Origin of the sequence: Aeromicrobium sp. WCS2018Hpa-31 (assembly GCF_031843905.1) — a bacterium.
Classification (GTDB): Bacteria; Actinomycetota; Actinomycetes; order Propionibacteriales; family Nocardioidaceae; genus Aeromicrobium.
The window spans coordinates 330136-348257 of sequence record NZ_JAVTJF010000001.1 but is presented as its reverse complement, the minus strand read 5'-3'; the positions used below and the strand labels follow the sequence as shown (position 1 = coordinate 348257).

Here is an 18122-nt window from a genome sequence, read left to right as displayed (position 1 = left end):
TCAGCCGAGCACCCGGCGCAGCACGACGATCGCCGCCACGGAGCCGACGACGCCGAGCACCACGGGCACCACGGTCTCGTAGCGGACCGATCCGTCCGGGCCGACGAACTTCGCCTTCACGTCGGCCAGGCTGCGCCGCGCGATGTTCTTGGGGTTCGTGCGGTCGACCAGGGCGTCGACGGTGTCGGCGAGCCGCTCGCGGATCTCCTCGATCTCGTCGACCAGCTCATCGGTCTGTGACGTGCCCACGTGGCGCCTCTCGTCGGTGCGGACTGGTCTTGCAAGGATAGGACCCATGACGACGCGACTGCAGCCCGGTGACACCGCACCCGACTTCACCCTTCCCGACGACACCGGCCAGGAGGTCACGCTGTCGAGCCTGCGCGGCGGCAAGGTGATCGTGTACTTCTACCCGGCGGCCATGACGCCGGGGTGCACGAAGCAGGCCACCGACTTCTCCGGGGCGCTCGACGACCTGCAGGCCGAGGGCTACACCGTCGTCGGAATCAGCCCGGACAAGCCCGAGAAGCTGGCGAAGTTCCGCGAGCGCGACGGGCTCACCATCACGCTGCTCTCCGACGTCGACCGCTCGGTGATGACCGCGTGGGGCGCCTTCGGCGAGAAGAAGCTCTACGGCAAGGTCGTCGAGGGCGTCATCCGTTCGACCGTCGTGGTCGGCGAGGAGGGCACCGTCGAGGTGGCGCAGTACAACGTGAAGGCCACCGGTCACGTGGCCAAGCTGCGCCGGGACCTCGGGCTCGACGCCGCCTGACCCGGATCCCTCTGGCCTAGGCTGGAGGCGCACCCGCCGGTGTGGTGGAACTGGTAGACACGCGGCACTTAGGATGCCGTGCCCCAGGGCGTGCAGGTTCGAGTCCTGTCACCGGCACCCGCTCCCCACGGCCACACCGTGCGGCGGACCCGGGTCACGGCAGACTGTGGCCATGGTCCTGGTCATCGGTGAAGCCCTCGTCGACATCGTCGAACGACCCGACGGGTCGCGCACCGAGCATCCTGGTGGCAGCCCCGCCAACGTGGCCGTCGGTCTCGGACGCCTCGGCGTCACCCCGGTGCTCGCCACGAGCCTGGCCACCGACGACCTGGGGGCGCTCGTGCGCATGCACCTCGCGGAGTCGGGCGTGCGCCTCATGCCCGGGCTCAAGGAGCTGGAGCGCACCTCCACCGCCGTGGCCACCCTGGCCGAGGACGGCAGCGCGAGCTACGACTTCGACATCTGCTGGGACCCGGGCCGCATCTGGGCCGAGGAGATCCCCGACATCGTGCACACCGGGTCGATCGCGGCGTTCCTGGAGCCGGGCGCCGACGACGTCGAGGACGCCCTGCGCCGGCTCGCGCCCATGTGCACGGTCACCTTCGACCCCAACGTCCGTCCGTCGCTCCTGCCGAGCCGCGCGGAGGCGCTGGACCGGATGGAGTCCCTGCTGCCGCTGTGCGACGTGGTCAAGGTCAGCGACGAGGACCTGGCCTGGCTCGAGCCGCACAGCGACCCCGCCGACACCGCCCGCAGCTGGCTGGCAGCCGGGCCGGCAGCCGTCGTCATGACGATGGGCGCCCGCGGTGCGCGCACGTACACGCACCGCGGCTCCATCGCCTCGAGGGCGCAGGCGTCCCACGTGGTCGACACCGTCGGCGCCGGCGACGCCTTCATGTCGGGGCTCATCGCGGGCCTCAAGGACGACGGGCTCGACGGTGCGGCCGGCAGCACGCGGCTGCACGCCTCGGACCTCACGCTGTGGCGCAGCGTCACCGACCTCGCGTCACGCTGCTCCGCGTTCGTGGTCGGCCGCGCCGGCGCCCAGCCGCCGTGGGAGCACGAGCTCTGAGGTCGGCGCCGAGGCTCAGGGGACGAGCTTCGGCAGGTTCGCGTTGATCTTCTGGGTCAGCACCTTCGCGACGGCGGTGGCCACGCCGGGCACCGGGGCGTCGAAGTGGATCGTGTAGTCCAGGTGGGTGCCGCCGTCGGCGGTGGGCGTCAGCACCTGGATGCCGCGGTGGCCCTTCAGCGGGCTGCCCTGGGTGATCTCGTACTCGATGCGCTCGTCGGGCTCGGAGACCACGACGGTCTCGACGAAGCCGGGCAGGGGCCCGAGCTTGAGCGTGCGGGCCGAGCCCACGCCGTTGCGCGACGTGTGGCCGTCCCGCAGGCGCGTGATGTTCGCCCCGAACAGCGGACCGAGGTTCTCGTGCTCGCCGAGCGCGGCGAACACGTCGGCGGGGGCGGAGCGGAAGGTGTGGGTCACGTGGACACGGGGCTGGCCGAGGGCGGGGGTTTCAGGCATGGCCGACATCCTAGAGTGAGCGCGTCATGTTCCGTGTCCTGTTCCACGAGCCGCGCATCCCGGGCAACACCGGGAACACGATCCGGCTCGCCGCCGCCACCGGGGCGGAGCTGCACCTGGTGGAGCCGCTCGGCTTCGACCTGTCCGAGCCGAAGCTGAAGCGCGCCGGGCTGGACTACCACGACCTGGCGACCCTCCACGTGCACGCCGACCTCGACACGGCGCTGGCCGCACTCGGCGACGCGCGGGTGTTCGCGTTCACGACCGGGGCCACTCGCTCCTACGCCGACGTGTCGTACGAGCCGGGCGACGTGCTGCTGTTCGGCGCCGAGCCGTCAGGTCTGCCCGACGAGGTGCTCGCGCACCCTCGCGTGACCGACCGGCTGCGGCTGCCCATGCTGCCGGCGCGGCGGTCCATGAACCTCGCCAACTGCGCGGCGATCGTGGTCTACGAGGCCTGGCGCCAGCACTGCTTCGCCGGCGGTTCCTGACACCGACCCGGCGCCGATGACGTTTCGGTGACTTCTCCGCATCCATCGGTTCCTGGCCGTCCGCGGACGTAGGCTGGTGCTCTTCTCGGGGAGGACAGCAGGGGACCATGGCACGACACGGACACGGACGACGCGTGCTGGTCACCGTCGCCCTGGCCCTGCTCATCAGCCTCGGCGTCACCGCGGGGCGGCAGGGTGCCATCGGCACCGAGCCCGGCACCGGACCCTTCCCCCAGGGCGTGGTCGTGGTGGGCGACTCCATCACCGCGCGCTACGACGACGACCCCGGCAGCCCCCAGCAGGGTTGGTGGAGCTTCGTCGGACGTCACTTCGACACCGAGGTGCGCACCTTCGCCCAGTCCGGCTCGGGCTACCAGCGCCCCGGCCACCGGTGCGGAGGGAACCGGTTCATCGACCGGCCCGAGGCCTTCGAGGGACCCGCACCGTCGGTCTTCATCGTCGAGGGCGGGCGCAACGACTGGGCCACCTGCCGCCAGGGCGGCCTGGTCGAGTCCACCGACGCCGCCGTCCAGCAGGCCGTCAACCGCTACTTCGACGTGGTCAGGCGGAGCCTGCCACGCACGACCCGCATCGTGGTGCTCGGCCCACCGTGGGGCCCGCTGGACCCGTGGCAGCAGCGCCGGATCACGTCCATCGTGCACACCGCCGCGAAGCGTCACGGTCTCGAGTACGTGGCCACCAAGGGAAGCCTGGACCGGCCGGGCCGCACCGTCGACGGCGTGCACCCGACGCTCGAGGGCAGCAAGGCGCTGGGCGACGTCGTGATCGCCGCCCTGTCGAACCGCCCGCCGCGCTGAGGCCCGTCAGGCCGAGAGCGCCGCGGCGACCAGCGGCGCGACCTGCGCGAGCGCCCGTCCGCGGTGGCTGATCGCATCCTTGTCGGACGGGCTCAGCTCGGCGGTCGACACGTCGAACCCGTCGGCGGCGAAGAGCGGGTCGTAGCCGAAGCCGCCCTCGCCCTGCTCCCCCGCCAGGATGCGGCCGGGCATCTCGCCCCGGACGACGTGCTCCTGCCCGTCGGGCGTGCAGAACGCGACGGCGGCGACGAAGGTGGCGCTGCGTCGCTCCGGCGGGACGTCGGAGATCTGCGACAGCAGGAGCCGGTTGTTGGCCGCGTCGCCCCCCTGGTCCTTCGGCACGCCTGACCAGCGCGCGGAGAGCACGCCCGGCATGCCATTGAGCGCGTCGACGCAGAGGCCCGAGTCGTCGGCGAGCGACGGCAGCCCCGTGGCCTCGAGGCACGCCCGCGCCTTGATCAGGGCGTTGCCCTCGAACGTCGGCTCGGTCTCGGCCGGCTCCGGGTAGTCCGCGACGTCGGCCAGGCCCAGCACCTCGATGCCCGGCACCAGCGGGGCGAGGATGCGCTGCAGCTCGGCCAGCTTCTTCGCGTTGTTCGAGGCGAGCACGACGGTGCTGGTCTGCCGCCCACGGCCCGGCACCCCCGCCGTGTCGTCGGTCATCGGGCGAGCGCCTCCTGCTGGAGGCGGGTGAGGTCGGTGCAGCCCTTCTCGGCCAGGGCCAGGAGGGCGTCGAGCTCGGAGCGGACGAAGGGCGCGCCCTCGGCGGTGCCCTGCACCTCGATGAACGCGCCGCTGCCCGTCATGACCACGTTCATGTCCGTCTCGGCGCGCACGTCCTCGACGTAGGGCAGGTCGAGCATGGGGGTGCCGTCGATGATGCCGACGCTGACCGCGGCCACCGACTGCACCAGGGGCTCGCCCGCCAGCGCACCCTTGTCGCGCAGGTGCGCGACGGCGTCGGCCAGGGCCACGTAGGCGCCGGTGATGGCCGCCGTGCGCGTGCCCCCGTCGGCCTGCAGGACGTCGCAGTCGATCGTGATCGTGTTCTCACCGAGCGCCGTGTAGTCCACCGCGGCGCGCAGCGAACGGCCCACGAGCCGCGAGATCTCGTGCGTGCGGCCACCGATGCGACCCTTGACGGACTCGCGCGCGGAACGGTCGTGCGTGGCCTGCGGCAGCATCGCGTACTCGGCCGTGACCCAGCCCAGTCCCGAACCCTTGCGCCAGCGCGGCACGCCCTCCGTGGCCGACGCGGCGCACAGCACCTTCGTCTTGCCGAACTCCACCAGGCAGGACCCCTGCGCGTGGTCGAGCCAGTGGCGGGTGATCGTGATCGGGCGGAGCTCGTCGACGGCGCGGCCGTCCTCGCGGGAGGTCATGTCCGCGACCCTACCGACGGGCGCTCAGACGTCGTAGACCTGCCCGGCCTCGACCAGGACGAAGTCCCCCGCGAAGGTGGAGCGGGTGTCGGCGGCGACCTCGTCGCGGTCGGTCCACGACGGCACGTGGGTCACGAGGAGGCGGCCGACGCCGGCGCGGGTGGCGTAGTCGCCGGCCTCCGCACCGGTCAGGTGCAGGTTCGGCGGGTTGGTCGCGGACTCCACGAACGAGGCCTCGCAGAGGAAGACGTCGGCGCCGAGCGCCACGTCGTCGAGCGCCTCCGTGGGTGCCGTGTCGCCGGAGTACGCCAGCACGCGTCCGTCGGCCTCGATCCGCATCCCGTAGGCCTCGACGGGATGGTCCATGAGCGACGGGGTCACCAGGAACGGACCGATCTGCACCGCCTCGCCGTGCACCCAGGTGCGGAAGTCGAACTGGTCGGCCATCTGCAGTCCCTCGGACCGCCCGTAGCTGCTCGCGAGGAACGGACCGGCGCCCTGAGGGGCGTACACGGGGATGGTCGGCAGCGCGCCCGTCGGGTGGTACTTGCTGACCACGTAGAAGCCCGACAGGTCGAAGCAGTGGTCGGCGTGCAGGTGCGAGAGCAGGACCGCGTCGACGTCGCGCAGGTCGAGGTGACGCTGCAGGGGGCCGAGCGCTCCGCTGCCGAGGTCGACGAGCATGCGGAAGCCGTCGTGCTCGACGAGGTAGCAGCTGGATGCCGAGTCCGGCCCGGGGAACGATCCGGCGCAGCCGACGATCGTGAGCCTCATGCCACCACCTGCGCGAACTGTCCGACCGTCTCGACCTCGGGCCCGAGGAAGCGACGGCCGAGCACGCCGAACTCGTCGGGCCGGCCGGTGGTGAGGAACCGGTGCTCCGGCGCGGGCGCCTCGACGTCGCGCAGCAGCCCGCCCTGCACGAGCCGCGCGTAGACGTCCTTCGCCGTCTCCTCCGCACTCGAGACCAAGGTGACCTCCTCGCCCATGGCCAGGGCGATCGCCCCGGTCAGGAGAGGGTAGTGCGTGCAGCCGAGCACCAGGGTGTCGACACCCGCGTCGCGCAGCGGGGCCAGGTACTCCTCGGCCGCCGCGTCGACCTCTGGGCCGGTCGTGACGCCCCGTTCGACGAGGTCGACGAAGTCGGGGCAGGCCTGCGTGACGAGCTCGATGCCGGGGTTCGCGGCGAAGGCGTCGTCGTAGGCGCGCGACGCGGCCGTGGCGCGGGTGCAGATGACGCCCACCCGACCGTTGCGGGTGGCGCGGGCCGCCCGCCGGGTGGCGGGGACGATGACCTCGACGACGGGGACGTCGTAGCGTTCGCGCGCGTCACGCAGCACGGCTGCACTCGCGGAGTTGCAGGCGATGACCAGCATCTTCACGCCCTGGGCGACCAGGTGGTCGAGGCACTCGAGCGCGAACTCCCGCACCGCGGGGATCGGCTGCGGGCCATAGGGCTGGCGCGCGGTGTCGCCGAGGTAGAGCACCGGCTCGTGCGGCAGCTGGTCGATCACGGCTCTGGCGACGGTCAGTCCACCGAAGCCAGAGTCGAAGATCCCGATCGGTGCGTCCGCCACGAGGTGAAAGCCTACGGACGCGGCGGGGGCACGGCCACCCCCGGCCGCCGACGACGGGCTCACCCGGGGTGCAGGATGCGCTCGAGGAAGCGCTGCGTCCGTTCCTCGCGCGGCGCGTCGACGACCTCGCGCCCCGGCCCCTGCTCGACCACGTGGCCACCGTCGACGAAGACCACGGTGTCGGCGACGTCGGCCGCGAAGCGGATCTCGTGCGTCACGACGACCATGGTCCAGCCCTGCGAGGCGAGGTCGCGGACGACCGCGAGGACCTCGCCCACGAGCTCGGGGTCGAGCGCCGACGTCGGCTCGTCGAGCAGCACCACGCGCGGCCGCAGGGCGAGGGCGCGCGCGATGCCCACGCGCTGCTGCTGGCCCCCGGAGAGCTGCGAGGGGTAGGCGTCCTCACGGCCCGACAGTCCCACCTGCTCCAGGAGCGTGCGGGCACGTGCGGCCGCCTCGTCGGGGTCCTCACCCTGCACCTGCACCGGGCCCTCGACGAGGTTGCCCAGCACGGTGCGGTGCGGGAAGAGCTCGTGGGACTGGAAGACCATCCCGCTCTGGGCGCGCAGGAGAGCCGCCTGGTGCCGGCCCTCCTTCCCGGCCGGGAGGGAGCCGAAGTCGACCGAGACGTCGCCGATGCGCACGGTCCCGTCGTCAGGCACGGTGAGCGCGTTGAGGGAGCGCAGCAGCGTGGTCTTGCCCGAGCCCGACGGGCCGATGATCGCGGTGGTCGTGCCCTCGGGGACGTCGAGGTCGATGCCGTCGAGCACCACGGTGCCGTCGAAGGCCTTGCGCAGGCCGCGGGCCTGGAGGAGAGGGATCCGGCCGGTGGGTGCACTCATGTGGTCACGTACCTGTTCAGTCGGGTCTCGAGCCGATTCTGCGCCGCGGTGAGCAGCGTGCAGATGACCCAGTAGTAGAAGCCCACCATCACGAACAGCGGCAGGTAGTCGAAGGAGACGGAGGCAGCCTGCGTGACCACCCGGAAGGGATCGGTCAGCAGCACCACAGACACGAGGGAGGTGTCCTTCACGAGAGAGACGAGCGTGTTGGACAACGGCGGCACCGCGATCCTGGCCGCCTGCGGGAGCACCACGCGGCGCAGCGTGAGTGCGCGCGACATGCCGATCGTGGCCGCGGCCTCGTGCTGCCCTGCGGGGACGGCGAGCAGGGCACCGCGCACGGTCTCCGCAGCGTAGCCAGCCACGTTGACGCTCAGCGCGAGCGTGGCCGCCAGGAACGACGGCAGCTCGACGCCGAGCGTCGGCAGGGCGTAGAACACCACGAACAGCTGGAGCAGCAGCGGGGTGCCACGGACGGCCGAGATGAAGAACCGCGCCGGCCACGAGAGCAGCCGCGACGAGGAGATCCGGGCCAGCGCGATGAGCACGGCCGCGACGAGTCCGATGGCGAAGCTGACCGCCGTGAGCGGGATGGTGATCTTCAGGAGGGCGACGAGCGCCGGCCACGCGGTGTCGCGGACGGAGTCCCACCACGACCCGCCCGCCCGGCCGGCGACCTCGGCGTCCCCGCCGTCCTCCACGGAGACGTCGGCCTTGAAGTACTTCTCGCTGATCGTCGTGAGGGTGCCGTCGGCGCGGAGGGCGTCCAGCGCCTGGTCCGCCTCGCGCACGAGGGCCTCGTCGCCCTGGCGGAAGGCGAGGGCCTGCTCGCCGACCTCCTCGCCGGCGTCACCGACGACCTCGATCTGGTCGTCGCCGGTGGTGGCCAGGTAGTCCAGCACCGCGATGTTGTCGTTGACGATCGCGTCGACCCGACCGCGGGCCACGAGGTCGGCGGCCTGGGCGAACTGCTCGACGTTCTCGATCTTCGCTCCGGCGTCCTTCGCCACCTGCGACCAGTTGCTGGTGGCCGACTGCGCCGTCGTGAGCCCCTTCAGGTCGGCGAGGGTCGAGATCGAGTCGTTGCCCTTCTTGGCCACGATCACACCGCGCGAGTAGGTGTACGGCTCGCTGAACGCGTAGCTCTCCTCGCGCTCGGGGTTGATGGTGATCTGGTTGGCGATCACGTCGATGCGCCCGGAGTCGAGCGCCCCGAAGAGCGCGTCGAACTGCGACTGCACGAACCGCAGCTGCCAGCCGGCCTCGTCGGCGACGGCCTTGATGACCTCGATGTCGTAGCCGGTCAGCTCACCGCCCTCGTTGAACGAGAACGGCGGGTAGGTGCCCTCCGTGCCGACGACGACCTCGCGGCCCCCGCCCTCGCCAGCACTGCCGTCGCCGGAACCGCCGTCGGCGGCCTGCGCCGGACCTGCCAGCAGCAGGGGCGCCAGCACCGCGAGCACGAGCCCGGCCAGCACCCCCATGAATCGTCGCCTCACGCGCGACCCCCTTCGTCGTCGCTCGACCCTAGTCCGGTCCCGGGACGTCGGCACGCCCGTCCCGGTGCGTGAGAGGCGACCCGCTCACCACGGACCTCCGTCGGGCGTCCGTCGCCACCCCCGGGCTGGACTGCCGGAGCGCCTAGAGCGGGAGCTTGGGCTGCGGCGGCGCGTGGGTGGGGTCGACGCCGTCGAAGAGGCTGCTGACCGACTCGCCGGCATGGATGCGGGCGATGGCCTGGGCGAACAGGGGCGCGACCGAGCGGACCCGCAGCTCGGGCCAGTCCGCGGGCGGCGGCACGGTGTCGGTGGTGACCACCTCGGCGATGCCCGGGTGGTCGCGCAGCCGCTCGACCGCCTTGCCGGTGAACAGCCCGTGGGTGCAGGCCACCGAGATCTCGGTGACGCCCTGGGTCTCCAGCATCGACACGAGCTCGACGATGGAGCCGCCGGTGGCGATCTCGTCGTCGAGCACGATCGCGCGCTTGCCCGAGACGTCGCCGACGATGGCGTCGATGACGACCTTGTCGTCGGCCTTGCGCTGCTTGCTGCCCGCCGCGACCGGCAGGCCGAGCAGCCGCGCGAACTGCGAGGCCGTCTTGGCGTTGCCGAAGTCGGGCGAGACGACCACCGCGTTGCTCAGGTCGGACCCGCGGTAGTGGTCGGCCAGCTCACCGATGGCGGTCAGGTGGTCGAGCGGCATCGAGAAGAACCCGTGCACCTGGGGCGCGTGCAGGGTCATGGTGACCACGCGGCTCACGCCGGCCGTGGCCATCATGTCGGCCACCAGCTTGCCGCCGATGGAGATGCGCGACGCGTCCTTCTTGTCCGACCGCGCGTAGGCGTAGTGCGGCACCACCACGGTGATCGAGGCCGCCGACGCGCCGCGCGCCGCGTCGACCATGAGCAGCAGCTCCATGAGGTGGTCCTGCGTCGGCGGCACCAGCGGCTGGACGATGTAGACGTCGCGCTGGCGGCAGTTGGCGTGCAGCTGCGACTGCAGGCAGTCGTTGCTGAAGCGCACGGTCTCCGACGGGGAGAGGGTGGTGCCGAGCTCGTTGCAGATGGCCTCGGCGAGGGAGCGGTGGGCGCTTCCGGAGAAGACCACGATGTCGCGCACACCGTGAGGCTAGCGGAGGCAGCGGCGACCCGGAACCGTCACCGGCGCCGACCCCGCCGACCAGCCCCTTCGACCGGTCTGGGGGCTCAGGCCCAGAGCTGGCCGTCGAGGGCGTCCTCGGCCTCGTCGAGCGTGCCCTCGTAGGCGCCGGTCGACAGGTACTTCCAGCCGCCGTCGCAGACGATGAAGACGATGTCGGCGCGCTCGCCGGCCTTCTGGCTCTTGGTCGCCTGGGCCAGTGCGGCGTGCAGGATCGCGCCGGTGGAGATGCCGGCGAAGATGCCTTCGGCCTCGAGGAGCTCGCGCACGCGGCGCACCGCGTCACGCGGGCCGACGCTGAACCGGGCGTCGATCAGCGACGCGTCGTAGAGCTCGGGCACGAAGCCCTCGTCGAGGTTGCGCAGTCCGTAGACGAGCTCGCCGTAGCGCGGCTCGGCGGCGACGATGCGCACGTCGGGCTTGGCCTCGCGGAAGAACCGCCCGGTGCCCATGAGCGTGCCGGTTGTGCCCAGCCCGGCCACGAAGTGGGTGACCTCGGGCAGGTCGGCGAGGATCTCCGGGCCCGTGCCTCGGTAGTGCGCCTCGGCGTTGGCGGGGTTGCCGTACTGGTAGAGCATCACCCAGTCCGGGTGCTCCTCGGAGATGCCCTTCGCGACGCGCACGGCCTCGTTGGAGCCGCCAGCGGCGGGCGACGGGATGATCTCGGCGCCCCACATGCGCAGCAGCTGGCGGCGCTCCTCGGAGGTGTTCTCGGGCATGACGCAGACCATCCGGTAGCCGCGCAGCTTGGCGACCATGGCCATGGAGATGCCCGTGTTGCCGCTGGTGGGCTCGAGGATCGTGCAGCCGGGCGTGAGTCGACCGTCGGCCTCGGCGGCCTCGATCATGGCCAGCGCCGCGCGGTCCTTGATGGACCCGGTCGGGTTCTGGTCCTCCAGCTTGGCCCAGAGGCGCACGTCGTCGCTCGGCGACAGCGCGGGCAGGCCGACGAGCGGGGTGCCCCCGACCGTCTGCGCCAGGCTCTCGAAACGGGTCACTGGGCCCTGGCGGGGGTGCCGGGGCCCCACGATCGGCTGGGGCGGCGATCAGGCACTGCGCCGCCGGCGACGGCGGGCAGGATGACGACCGTGTCGCCGTCGGAGAGCGCCGTCTCGAGGCCACCGGTGAACCGGATGTCCTCGTCGTTGACGTACACGTTCACGAAGCGCCGGACGGCCACGCCCTGGTCGCCCTCCTCGACGAGGCGGTCCTTGATGCCGGCGTGGGCCGACTCCAGGTTCTCGACGAGCTCGGCCACGGTGGCGCCCTTGCTCTCGACGGCGCGCTCGCCGTCGGTGTACGTGCGCAGGATGGTCGGGATGCGGACCTCGATGGCCATCGGTGCCGTCACTCTCTTCCGGTTCTCGGGGGATGTGTTCGGGGGTTCAGTCGTCGTAACGCTCGACGACGCGGACTTCTTCCTCCGTGACCTCGCCGTCGACGATGCGGTAGGAGCGGAAGTCGACCGCCGTCCCCTCGACGTCGGCGCCGTCACGGGTGGAGACGAGCACGTAGTGGGCGCCGGGCTCGGAGGCGAGGTTCACGTCGGTGCGTGACGGGTAGGCCTCGGTGGCGGTGTGCGAGTGGTAGATCACGACGGGCTCCTCGTCGCGGTCGTCCATGTCGCGGTAGAGGCGCAGCAGGTCGGTCGAGTCGAACTCGTAGAACGTGGGCGACATCGCCGCGTTCACCATGGGCACGAGCCGGGCGGGACGGTCGGAGTCGATCGGACCCGCCACGACCCCGCACGCCTCGTCGGGGTGGTCCCGGCGGGCGTGGGCGATGATCGCGTCGTGGGTCGCGCGGTCGATGGTGAGCACGGCCGCGAGTCTATCGACGCCTGCCGCGGGCGCAGGGCGACGCCTGAGCGCTGAGACGGACGTGCATCCACCCGGTACGATTTTGGTATGCCAAAGTCTCGCGCCCAGGGGGCTCTCGCCGTCGACGACGCCACCGAGCGGCTGCGCGCCCTGGTGGTCTCCGGCGAGATCGCTCCGGGCGAGCGTCTCGTGGAGCGTCACCTCGCCGATCGTCTCGGGCTGTCGCGAATCCCCGTGCGCGAGGCGTTGCAGACCCTGGTCGCCGAGGGCTTCGCCGTCGAGCGGCGCACCGGCGGAGTGGCCGTGCGCGAGCACAGGGCCGACGACGTCGCCGAGCTGCTCGAGATCGCGCACGCGCTCGACGCCGTGGCCTGCCGACGGATGCTGGTCGCGCGCACGGACGTCGCGGAGCTGCGCGAGGTGCTGGACCGCGGGGCACGGGCCCTGGCCGACGACCGGCACGACGACGCCGTCGAGATGAATGCCAGGTTCCACGACGTGCTGACGGACCTGGCACCGGCGCCGATGGTGCGCGAGACGACGCGTCCCCTCCGCCAGGTGCTGGGGTGGCTCCTGCGCAGGCACGCCGACCCCGGGCTCATCCACGCCCAGCACGTCTCGCTCGTCGACGCCCTGGAGTCCGGTGACGGCGCACGGCTGGAGCAGGCGCTCGGCGCCCATGCCCGCACGAGCCTCGAGGCCCTGGAGGGGACCCGATGACCTCGCTCGTACCGTCCCCGGTGCTCGCTCTCGCCCTCGCGACCGGGCTCGTGCTGGCGGCCTGCACCGCAGGCGACGCTCCCGAGCCCGAGCGGACGACGGCTGCCGACAGCCCGGGCCCGAGCGCGACCTCGACGCCGTCACCGACGCCGACGCCCACGACGCCGCCCACCCGGGCCGAGCAGGAACGCCTCGACGAACGGCTCCTCGATGCCGCTGCACGTGGTGACGCCCGCGAGACCGCGACGGCCCTGGCGCGCGGGGCACGGATCGAGGCCCGTGACGGGCGCGACCGCACGCCGCTGCTGCTCGCCGCCGCGGCGGACCACCTCGACGTCGCGCGCCTGCTCGTGCGCCTCGGCGCCGACCCGAACGCCGTGGACGACCGGTCCGACACGCCCTGGCTCGTCACCGGCGTCACCGGCAGCGTCCCGATGGGCCGCCTCCTGCTCGCCGCCGGGGCCGACCTGACGCTGCGCAACCGGTTCGGTGGCCTCTCCCCCATCCCCGCGAGCGAGCGCGGCCACCTGGAGTACGTGCGCTGGGTCGTGTCGACCGACGTCGACCTCGACCACGTCAACGACCTGGGGTGGACGGCACTGCTGGAGGCCGTGGTGCTCGGCGACGGCGGCCGACGGCACCGCGACCTGGTGCAGGCGCTGCTCGACGCCGGGGCGGACCCGACGATCACCGACCAGCAGGGGCGGACAGCGCTCCAGCTGGCCCGCCAGCGCGGGCACACGGCGATGGCCGCGGTGCTCGAGGGAGCCGACCGCTGACCCTCCGGGCGCCTACCCGGTGGGGCTCGAGGTGATGGGGCGCGAGGTGACGCGACGGGCGCGCAGCAGGAGCGCGAGCAGGACGAGCGCGGCCAGGACCGAGGCCGCCACGGCACCGAGCGACGCGAGGTAGGCGATGTCGGTGTCGAAGGCGATCCCCTGACGAACCCGTGGCACCGCGCTGGTCCGGATCCCGTACGACGTCGCGAGCTCCTGCAGCAGCCACAGACCGAGCGCGCTCAGCACGAGCGGGACGACGGCGAGCGCGAGGTCGGCGCCGCCGGGTCTGCGCGCGGGTCGGGCCCAGGCCCGGCTCAGCCAGACGAGGTAGCCGATGGCCAGCACCTGCGCGACGAGCGTCGCCAGGAACGGTTCGGGCGTGCGCCACGTGCTCGCCACGCCCCACACCACGGTGGCGACCGGGCACACCAGGAAGAGCGACAGCCCGAGGACCTGGTGCGCCCGGCCGTCCGTGGCACCGAGGCGGCGCGGCCCTTCCGGGTACACGGTCCCGGAACCGGTCACGTGAGGGCCCCGACGAGGGTCTCCTGGACGTAGCCGAGCCAGTCGTACACGTCGGACATCGCCTGGACCGCCGGGTCGTCGCTCTCGGCGACCAAGAGGGCGTCGTCGTCGGAGTCGATGCCGAGCCGCACGGCGATCGAGAGCCTGATGTCGGTGAGCGTCCGCAGCCAGGCCTGGACCTCGGCGTCGTCGAGCTCGACCTCGACGACGACCTCGGGGCCGTCGTCCTCGTCCAGCCCCATACCACCGGAGACGAGGGACGCGATGACTCGTTCGGCGTTCTCGACCTTGGCGCTCGTGAGGGACCGCTCGGTGAAGCGGCGGAACTCGGCGGAGTCCTCGGCGTCGTCGCCGTAGGCGTCGGGCAGGAGGCGGCGCAGCACCGGGTCCTCCGGCGGCAGGGAGGGACCGCCCATGCCCAGCTGCGCGGCGAGCGGGTCGGGGTCGGACTCCGGCGTGCCGTTGCGGTCACGGAGCAGCTCGACGACCTGACCGGCCAGGTTGGCCAGGACGTGCGCCTCCTCGGGCTCGAACGTCGCGACGACCCCGCCGCGTCGGCGGCGCTTGAACGGGCGCATCAGATCGTGTCCGACGTCTGCAGCGTGGCCCACAGGCCGTACTCGTGCATGGCCTGCACGTGGCGCTCCATCTGCTCACGGCTCCCGCTCGACACGACCGCGCGACCCTCGTGGTGCACGGCCAGCATCAGCTCGGTCGCCTTCTCGTCGGAGTAGCCGAAGTAGGCGCGGAACACGTAGGCCACGTACGACATGAGGTTCACGGGGTCGTTCCACACGATCGTGACCCACGGGTCCTCCAGCGCGAGGCGGAGGTCGGAGGCGGGCTCGTCGAGCTCGACCGGGGCCGGAGTGGTCACCTCTCCATTGTGACGCAGCGCCGCACGCGTGCGAAACCGGACGGACCTAGGCTGTGGCCGTGACCACGGCACTGCTGACCGACCACTACGAGCTGACGATGCTGCAGGCGGCCCTCGCCGACGGGACCGCGCACCGCAGGTCCGTCTTCGAGCTCTTCGCCCGGCGACTCCCCACCGGACGCCGCTACGGCGTGGTCGCCGGCACGGGTCGCCTGCTCGACGCCCTCGAGTCGTTCCGCTTCGACGCCGACGCGATCGCCTGGCTGCGGGAGCGTCGGGTCGTCGACGAGGCGACGTGCGACTGGCTGGCCGACTACCGCTTCACCGGTGACGTGTGGGGCTACGCCGAGGGCGACCTGTACTTCCCCGCCTCGCCCGTCCTCGTCGTGGAGGGCACCTTCGCCGAGGCCGTGGTCCTGGAGACGCTGTTCCTGTCGATCCTCAACCACGACTCGGCGATCGCGTCGGCCGCGGCACGCATGGTCGGCGCCGCGGGCGGTCGCCCGTGCATCGAGATGGGCTCGCGACGGACCCACGAGTGGTCGGCGGTCGCGGCGGCGCGTGCCGCCTACGTGGCGGGATTCGCCACCACGTCGAACCTGGAGGCGGGCCGGACGCACGGCATCCCCACGGCCGGCACGAGCGCGCACTCGTTCACCCTGCTCCACGACAGCGAGCGCGACGCGTTCACCGCGCAGGTGGAGTCGCTCGGCTCCGCGACCACCCTGCTGGTCGACACCTACGACATCGCCGAGGCGGTCCGCACCGGCGTCGAGGTGGCGGGACCGTCGCTCGGTGCCGTCCGGATCGACTCCGGCGACCTGCCCTCGCTCGCCCACCAGGTCCGCGAGCAGCTCGACTCGCTCGGGGCCACCGAGACGCGGATCGTGGTCACGAGCGACCTCGACGAGCACGCGATCGCCACCCTGGCGGCCGCCCCCGTCGACGGCTACGGCGTCGGCACGTCGCTGGTCACGGGGTCCGGCGCTCCCACGTCGGGGTTCGTCTACAAGCTCGTCGCGCGCGAGGACGACGCCGGGACGATGCAGCCGGTGGCCAAGAAGAGCGTCGACAAGGCCAGCGTCGGCGGACGCAAGTGGGCGCTGCGCAGGCTCTCGTCCTCCGGGACCGCCCAGGCCGAGGTCGTGGGCATCGGCACTCCCCCGGTCGACGACGGCGACGACCGCGCGCTCCTGGTGCCGTTCGTCGAGGGGGGTCGGCGCGTGCACCACGACACGCTGGACGACGCTCGTGCACGTCACGTGTCGGCGATCGCCGAGCTGCCCTCCGCGGCGCGCAAGCTCTCGCGGGGTGAGCCCGTGATCGAGACCGTCCTCGAGCACTGAGTCCTGGCGGCACCACGGGCCGTCGCACGACGACCGGGACCACCGCCCGACGCCGTGCTCCCCGCAGCTCGTCCCGCCTGCGACCTACCCTGGACCGAAGCCGAACCGAGGAGGACCCGTGCCCGACCAGACGACCGCACTCGTGGTGGTGGACGTGCAGAACGACTTCTGCGAGGGCGGGTCGCTCGCGGTGGCCGGCGGGGCCGACGTCGCGCGTCGGGTCGCCGACCTGGTGGCCGAGGGACGGTACGCGACGGTCGTCGCCACGCGCGACCACCACATCGATCCCGGGGCGCACTTCTCCGACACCCCGGACTTCGTGGACTCCTGGCCACGGCACTGCGTGGTCGGGACGTCCGGCGCAGAGCTGCACGCGCCACTGACGACCGACCTGTTCGACGCCGTCTTCCTCAAGGGCGAGTACGAGGCGGCCTACTCCGGCTTCGAGGGCGCCACGGAGGCGGGTGACTCCATGACCGCGTGGCTGCGCCAGCGCGGCATCACGACGCTCGACGTCGTGGGCATCGCGACCGACCACTGCGTGCGCGCGACCGCACTCGACGGCGTGCGCGAGGGCTTCACGGTGCACGTCGTCGAAGGGCTGACCGCGGCGGTGAGCCCGGCCGGCCTCCCGGCGCTGCGTCAGGAGCTGGCGGAGGCGGGCGTCCGCGTCACGGAGCGCTGACCGCGGAGGCGGTCGACGCGTTCTGCGGCTGGTCCGGGGCGGGCGGCAGCACGAACAGCAGCGCGCCCAGGGCGACCACCGGGATCGAGGCGAGGACGTCGCGACGGGTCAGTGTGTGCTTCATGGCGCCAGCCTGACCGGCACATCTGAACGCGCGGCGTCAGCGCGGTGAACGCGCGCCGCACACCCTCAGAGCAGCTCCTTCGCGAGCAGCTCGAGGGTCTCGTCACGCGCCGGCGAGGTGCGCGGGTCGGTGCCCAGGCGGGCCGACCCGACCGGGTGCAGCATGACCTCGTCGACGTCGAACCGGTCGGCCAGCTCGCGCACCTGCGCGGCGGCACCCGCCGGGTCGCCGACGACCGAGCGGGCGGACCCCGCGTCGACCATGGCCTGCTGCTGCGACGGCAGGTCCGTGGCGAGCGCGGTCTCGACCAGGTCGAGTGCCGTCAGGGGCTGGCCGGTGCGCAGCCGTGCCATGTTCTGCAGGTTCGGCAGGGCCTGGGCGTGGGCCTCGGCCTCGGTGGCGGCGACCGAGGCGTTGACCGTGAGGAAGGTGGTGGGCCGGTCCGCCAGGTCCGAGGGACGGAAGTTCGCGCGGTAGTGGGCGAGCGCCTCCTCCGTGCCGTGACCGGAGAAGTGGTGGGCGAACACGTAGGGCAGACCCTTCGCAGCCGCGAGCTGCGCCGAGTACATCGACGAGCCCAGCAGCCACAGGCGCGCCGTGGAGGCGGCGACGGGCGTGGCCTTGAGGATGTACTCACGCTGCGGGATCGGCACGCGGACACCGCGACCGTCCATCAGCGCGGTGACGTCGTCGAGGTACTGCGGGAAGTTCTCGACGTCGGTGTCGTCGCGCCCGGCGGCACCCCGCAGGGCCCACGACGTGACGGGGTCCGATCCCGGGGCGCGACCGATGCCCAGGTCGATGCGGCCCGGGTAGGCGGCCTCGAGCAGCGCGAACTGCTCGGCCACGGCCAGCGGCGCGTGGTTCGGCAGCATCACCCCGCCGGATCCGACCCGGATCCGGTCGGTGGCCGACGCGAGGATGCCGATCAGCACCGGAGGGCTGGTGGCGGCGACCGCGGCCATGTTGTGGTGCTCGGCCACCCAGTAGCGCTCGAACCCGAGCCGGTCGGCGGTCTGGGCGAGCTGCACGGAGGCCGCGACGGCGTCGGACGTCGTCTGGTCGGTGCGGACGGGGACGAGGTCGAGGACGGACAAGCGCATACGGGGGTCAACGCCGCACGGCGCCGAAGACTTCCCTCGCCGGCCGGGCACCCCCGAGACGGGGCCCGGACGGGT

Annotated in this window: 25 protein-coding genes and 1 tRNA gene; 9 read left to right on the top strand and 17 right to left on the bottom strand. The window is 72.5% G+C overall.

What is annotated here, in order from left to right; genetic code table 11:
- Positions 1 to 249, bottom strand: coding sequence for a DUF3618 domain-containing protein (locus tag RQG84_RS01710; RefSeq protein ID WP_311208576.1), 249 nt, complete (start codon positions 247 to 249; stop codon positions 1 to 3).
- Positions 250 to 295: 46 nt separating this feature from the next.
- Between RQG84_RS01710 and bcp the strand changes: the two genes are divergently transcribed.
- The 3 genes from bcp (at position 296) to RQG84_RS01695 (ending at position 1844) form a co-directional block, all read left to right on the top strand.
- Positions 296 to 772, top strand: a complete 477-nt coding sequence (gene bcp, locus RQG84_RS01705; protein ID WP_311208575.1) for a thioredoxin-dependent thiol peroxidase — start codon at positions 296 to 298, stop codon at positions 770 to 772.
- Positions 773 to 807: 35 nt separating this feature from the next.
- Positions 808 to 889 (top strand) — tRNA-Leu (locus tag RQG84_RS01700).
- A gap of 55 nt (positions 890 to 944) precedes the next feature.
- The gene (locus RQG84_RS01695) at positions 945 to 1844 is read left to right on the top strand and encodes a carbohydrate kinase (protein ID WP_055968719.1); all 900 of its coding nucleotides are present in this window, start codon (positions 945 to 947) and stop codon (positions 1842 to 1844) included.
- Between the two features lie 15 nt (positions 1845 to 1859).
- Here RQG84_RS01695 and RQG84_RS01690 read toward each other — a convergent pair whose 3' ends face one another.
- Positions 1860 to 2300 (bottom strand): SRPBCC family protein, encoded by a 441-nt coding sequence (locus tag RQG84_RS01690; RefSeq protein WP_311208574.1) that lies wholly within the window; start codon positions 2298 to 2300, stop codon positions 1860 to 1862.
- A gap of 26 nt (positions 2301 to 2326) precedes the next feature.
- Between RQG84_RS01690 and RQG84_RS01685 the strand changes: the two genes are divergently transcribed.
- Both RQG84_RS01685 and RQG84_RS01680 read left to right on the top strand, forming a co-directional pair.
- Positions 2327 to 2791 carry a tRNA (cytidine(34)-2'-O)-methyltransferase gene (locus RQG84_RS01685; protein WP_311208573.1) on the top strand — a complete coding sequence of 155 codons (465 nt, stop codon included), beginning with the start codon at positions 2327 to 2329 and terminating at the stop codon, positions 2789 to 2791.
- A 107-nt stretch (positions 2792 to 2898) separates the two neighbouring features.
- Positions 2899 to 3609, top strand: coding sequence for an SGNH/GDSL hydrolase family protein (locus RQG84_RS01680; protein ID WP_311208572.1), 711 nt, complete (start codon positions 2899 to 2901; stop codon positions 3607 to 3609).
- Positions 3610 to 3615: 6 nt separating this feature from the next.
- On the opposite strand, the gene rdgB is transcribed toward RQG84_RS01680, so the two are convergent.
- The 10 genes from rdgB to RQG84_RS01630 all read right to left on the bottom strand — a co-directional run bounded on the left by rdgB (position 3616) and on the right by RQG84_RS01630 (position 11888).
- Complete coding sequence (gene rdgB, locus RQG84_RS01675) at positions 3616 to 4272, bottom strand: RdgB/HAM1 family non-canonical purine NTP pyrophosphatase (RefSeq protein ID WP_311208571.1); 657 nt, start codon at positions 4270 to 4272, stop codon at positions 3616 to 3618.
- Positions 4269 to 4991, bottom strand: coding sequence for a ribonuclease PH (gene rph / locus RQG84_RS01670; RefSeq protein WP_055968726.1), 723 nt, complete (start codon positions 4989 to 4991; stop codon positions 4269 to 4271). Before rph ends, rdgB begins: the two co-directional genes overlap by 4 nt.
- Positions 4992 to 5015: 24 nt before the next feature.
- The gene (locus tag RQG84_RS01665; protein WP_257728821.1) at positions 5016 to 5765 is read right to left on the bottom strand and encodes an MBL fold metallo-hydrolase; all 750 of its coding nucleotides are present in this window, start codon (positions 5763 to 5765) and stop codon (positions 5016 to 5018) included.
- Positions 5762 to 6568: a glutamate racemase gene (gene murI / locus RQG84_RS01660; RefSeq protein ID WP_055968730.1), complete on the bottom strand. Its 807-nt coding sequence runs from the start codon at positions 6566 to 6568 to the stop codon at positions 5762 to 5764. The genes RQG84_RS01665 and murI overlap by 4 nt, the downstream gene beginning before the upstream one ends.
- A gap of 59 nt (positions 6569 to 6627) precedes the next feature.
- Positions 6628 to 7410, bottom strand: coding sequence for an amino acid ABC transporter ATP-binding protein (locus tag RQG84_RS01655; protein WP_311208570.1), 783 nt, complete (start codon positions 7408 to 7410; stop codon positions 6628 to 6630).
- The gene (locus tag RQG84_RS01650; protein WP_311208569.1) at positions 7407 to 8909 is read right to left on the bottom strand and encodes an ABC transporter substrate-binding protein/permease; all 1503 of its coding nucleotides are present in this window, start codon (positions 8907 to 8909) and stop codon (positions 7407 to 7409) included. The genes RQG84_RS01655 and RQG84_RS01650 overlap by 4 nt, the downstream gene beginning before the upstream one ends.
- 142 nt (positions 8910 to 9051) lie before the next feature.
- On the bottom strand, positions 9052 to 10029 hold the full coding sequence (locus tag RQG84_RS01645; RefSeq protein WP_055968733.1) for a ribose-phosphate pyrophosphokinase: 978 nt from the start codon (positions 10027 to 10029) through the stop codon (positions 9052 to 9054).
- An 86-nt stretch (positions 10030 to 10115) separates the two neighbouring features.
- Positions 10116 to 11066, bottom strand: coding sequence for a cysteine synthase (locus tag RQG84_RS01640; protein ID WP_311208568.1), 951 nt, complete (start codon positions 11064 to 11066; stop codon positions 10116 to 10118).
- Complete coding sequence (locus RQG84_RS01635) at positions 11063 to 11407, bottom strand: MoaD/ThiS family protein (RefSeq protein WP_311208567.1); 345 nt, start codon at positions 11405 to 11407, stop codon at positions 11063 to 11065. Before RQG84_RS01635 ends, RQG84_RS01640 begins: the two co-directional genes overlap by 4 nt.
- Positions 11408 to 11453: 46 nt before the next feature.
- Positions 11454 to 11888, bottom strand: a complete 435-nt coding sequence (locus tag RQG84_RS01630; RefSeq protein ID WP_311208566.1) for a M67 family metallopeptidase — start codon at positions 11886 to 11888, stop codon at positions 11454 to 11456.
- A gap of 87 nt (positions 11889 to 11975) precedes the next feature.
- On the opposite strand from RQG84_RS01630, the gene RQG84_RS01625 reads away from it, so the two are divergent.
- Together RQG84_RS01625 and RQG84_RS01620 are read left to right on the top strand one after the other, a co-directional pair.
- The gene (locus tag RQG84_RS01625) at positions 11976 to 12608 is read left to right on the top strand and encodes a GntR family transcriptional regulator (protein ID WP_311208565.1); all 633 of its coding nucleotides are present in this window, start codon (positions 11976 to 11978) and stop codon (positions 12606 to 12608) included.
- Positions 12605 to 13387: an ankyrin repeat domain-containing protein gene (locus RQG84_RS01620; RefSeq protein ID WP_311208564.1), complete on the top strand. Its 783-nt coding sequence runs from the start codon at positions 12605 to 12607 to the stop codon at positions 13385 to 13387. The genes RQG84_RS01625 and RQG84_RS01620 overlap by 4 nt, the downstream gene beginning before the upstream one ends.
- 12 nt (positions 13388 to 13399) lie before the next feature.
- Here RQG84_RS01620 and RQG84_RS01615 read toward each other — a convergent pair whose 3' ends face one another.
- The 3 genes from RQG84_RS01615 to clpS are packed head-to-tail and all read right to left on the bottom strand — an operon-like array spanning position 13400 to position 14789.
- Positions 13400 to 13912: a hypothetical protein gene (locus RQG84_RS01615; RefSeq protein ID WP_311208563.1), complete on the bottom strand. Its 513-nt coding sequence runs from the start codon at positions 13910 to 13912 to the stop codon at positions 13400 to 13402.
- Entirely contained in the window at positions 13909 to 14490 is a 582-nt protein-coding gene (locus RQG84_RS01610; protein WP_311208562.1) for a DUF2017 domain-containing protein, read from the bottom strand. The genes RQG84_RS01615 and RQG84_RS01610 overlap by 4 nt, the downstream gene beginning before the upstream one ends.
- Positions 14490 to 14789: an ATP-dependent Clp protease adapter ClpS gene (gene clpS / locus RQG84_RS01605; RefSeq protein ID WP_200914431.1), complete on the bottom strand. Its 300-nt coding sequence runs from the start codon at positions 14787 to 14789 to the stop codon at positions 14490 to 14492. Before clpS ends, RQG84_RS01610 begins: the two co-directional genes overlap by 1 nt.
- Positions 14790 to 14848: 59 nt before the next feature.
- Between clpS and RQG84_RS01600 the strand changes: the two genes are divergently transcribed.
- Both RQG84_RS01600 and RQG84_RS01595 read left to right on the top strand, forming a co-directional pair.
- Positions 14849 to 16135: a nicotinate phosphoribosyltransferase gene (locus RQG84_RS01600; RefSeq protein ID WP_311208561.1), complete on the top strand. Its 1287-nt coding sequence runs from the start codon at positions 14849 to 14851 to the stop codon at positions 16133 to 16135.
- Between the two features lie 118 nt (positions 16136 to 16253).
- Positions 16254 to 16820 (top strand): isochorismatase family protein, encoded by a 567-nt coding sequence (locus tag RQG84_RS01595; protein ID WP_311208560.1) that lies wholly within the window; start codon positions 16254 to 16256, stop codon positions 16818 to 16820.
- Here the strand turns inward: RQG84_RS01595 and RQG84_RS01590 are convergent.
- Together RQG84_RS01590 and RQG84_RS01585 are read right to left on the bottom strand one after the other, a co-directional pair.
- Positions 16807 to 16944 carry a hypothetical protein gene (locus RQG84_RS01590; RefSeq protein ID WP_311208559.1) on the bottom strand — a complete coding sequence of 46 codons (138 nt, stop codon included), beginning with the start codon at positions 16942 to 16944 and terminating at the stop codon, positions 16807 to 16809. The two genes, RQG84_RS01595 and RQG84_RS01590, sit on opposite strands and share 14 nt — an antisense overlap.
- Before the next feature lie 65 nt (positions 16945 to 17009).
- The gene (locus RQG84_RS01585) at positions 17010 to 18047 is read right to left on the bottom strand and encodes an LLM class flavin-dependent oxidoreductase (RefSeq protein ID WP_311208558.1); all 1038 of its coding nucleotides are present in this window, start codon (positions 18045 to 18047) and stop codon (positions 17010 to 17012) included.
- Positions 18048 to 18122 lie beyond the last annotated feature (75 nt).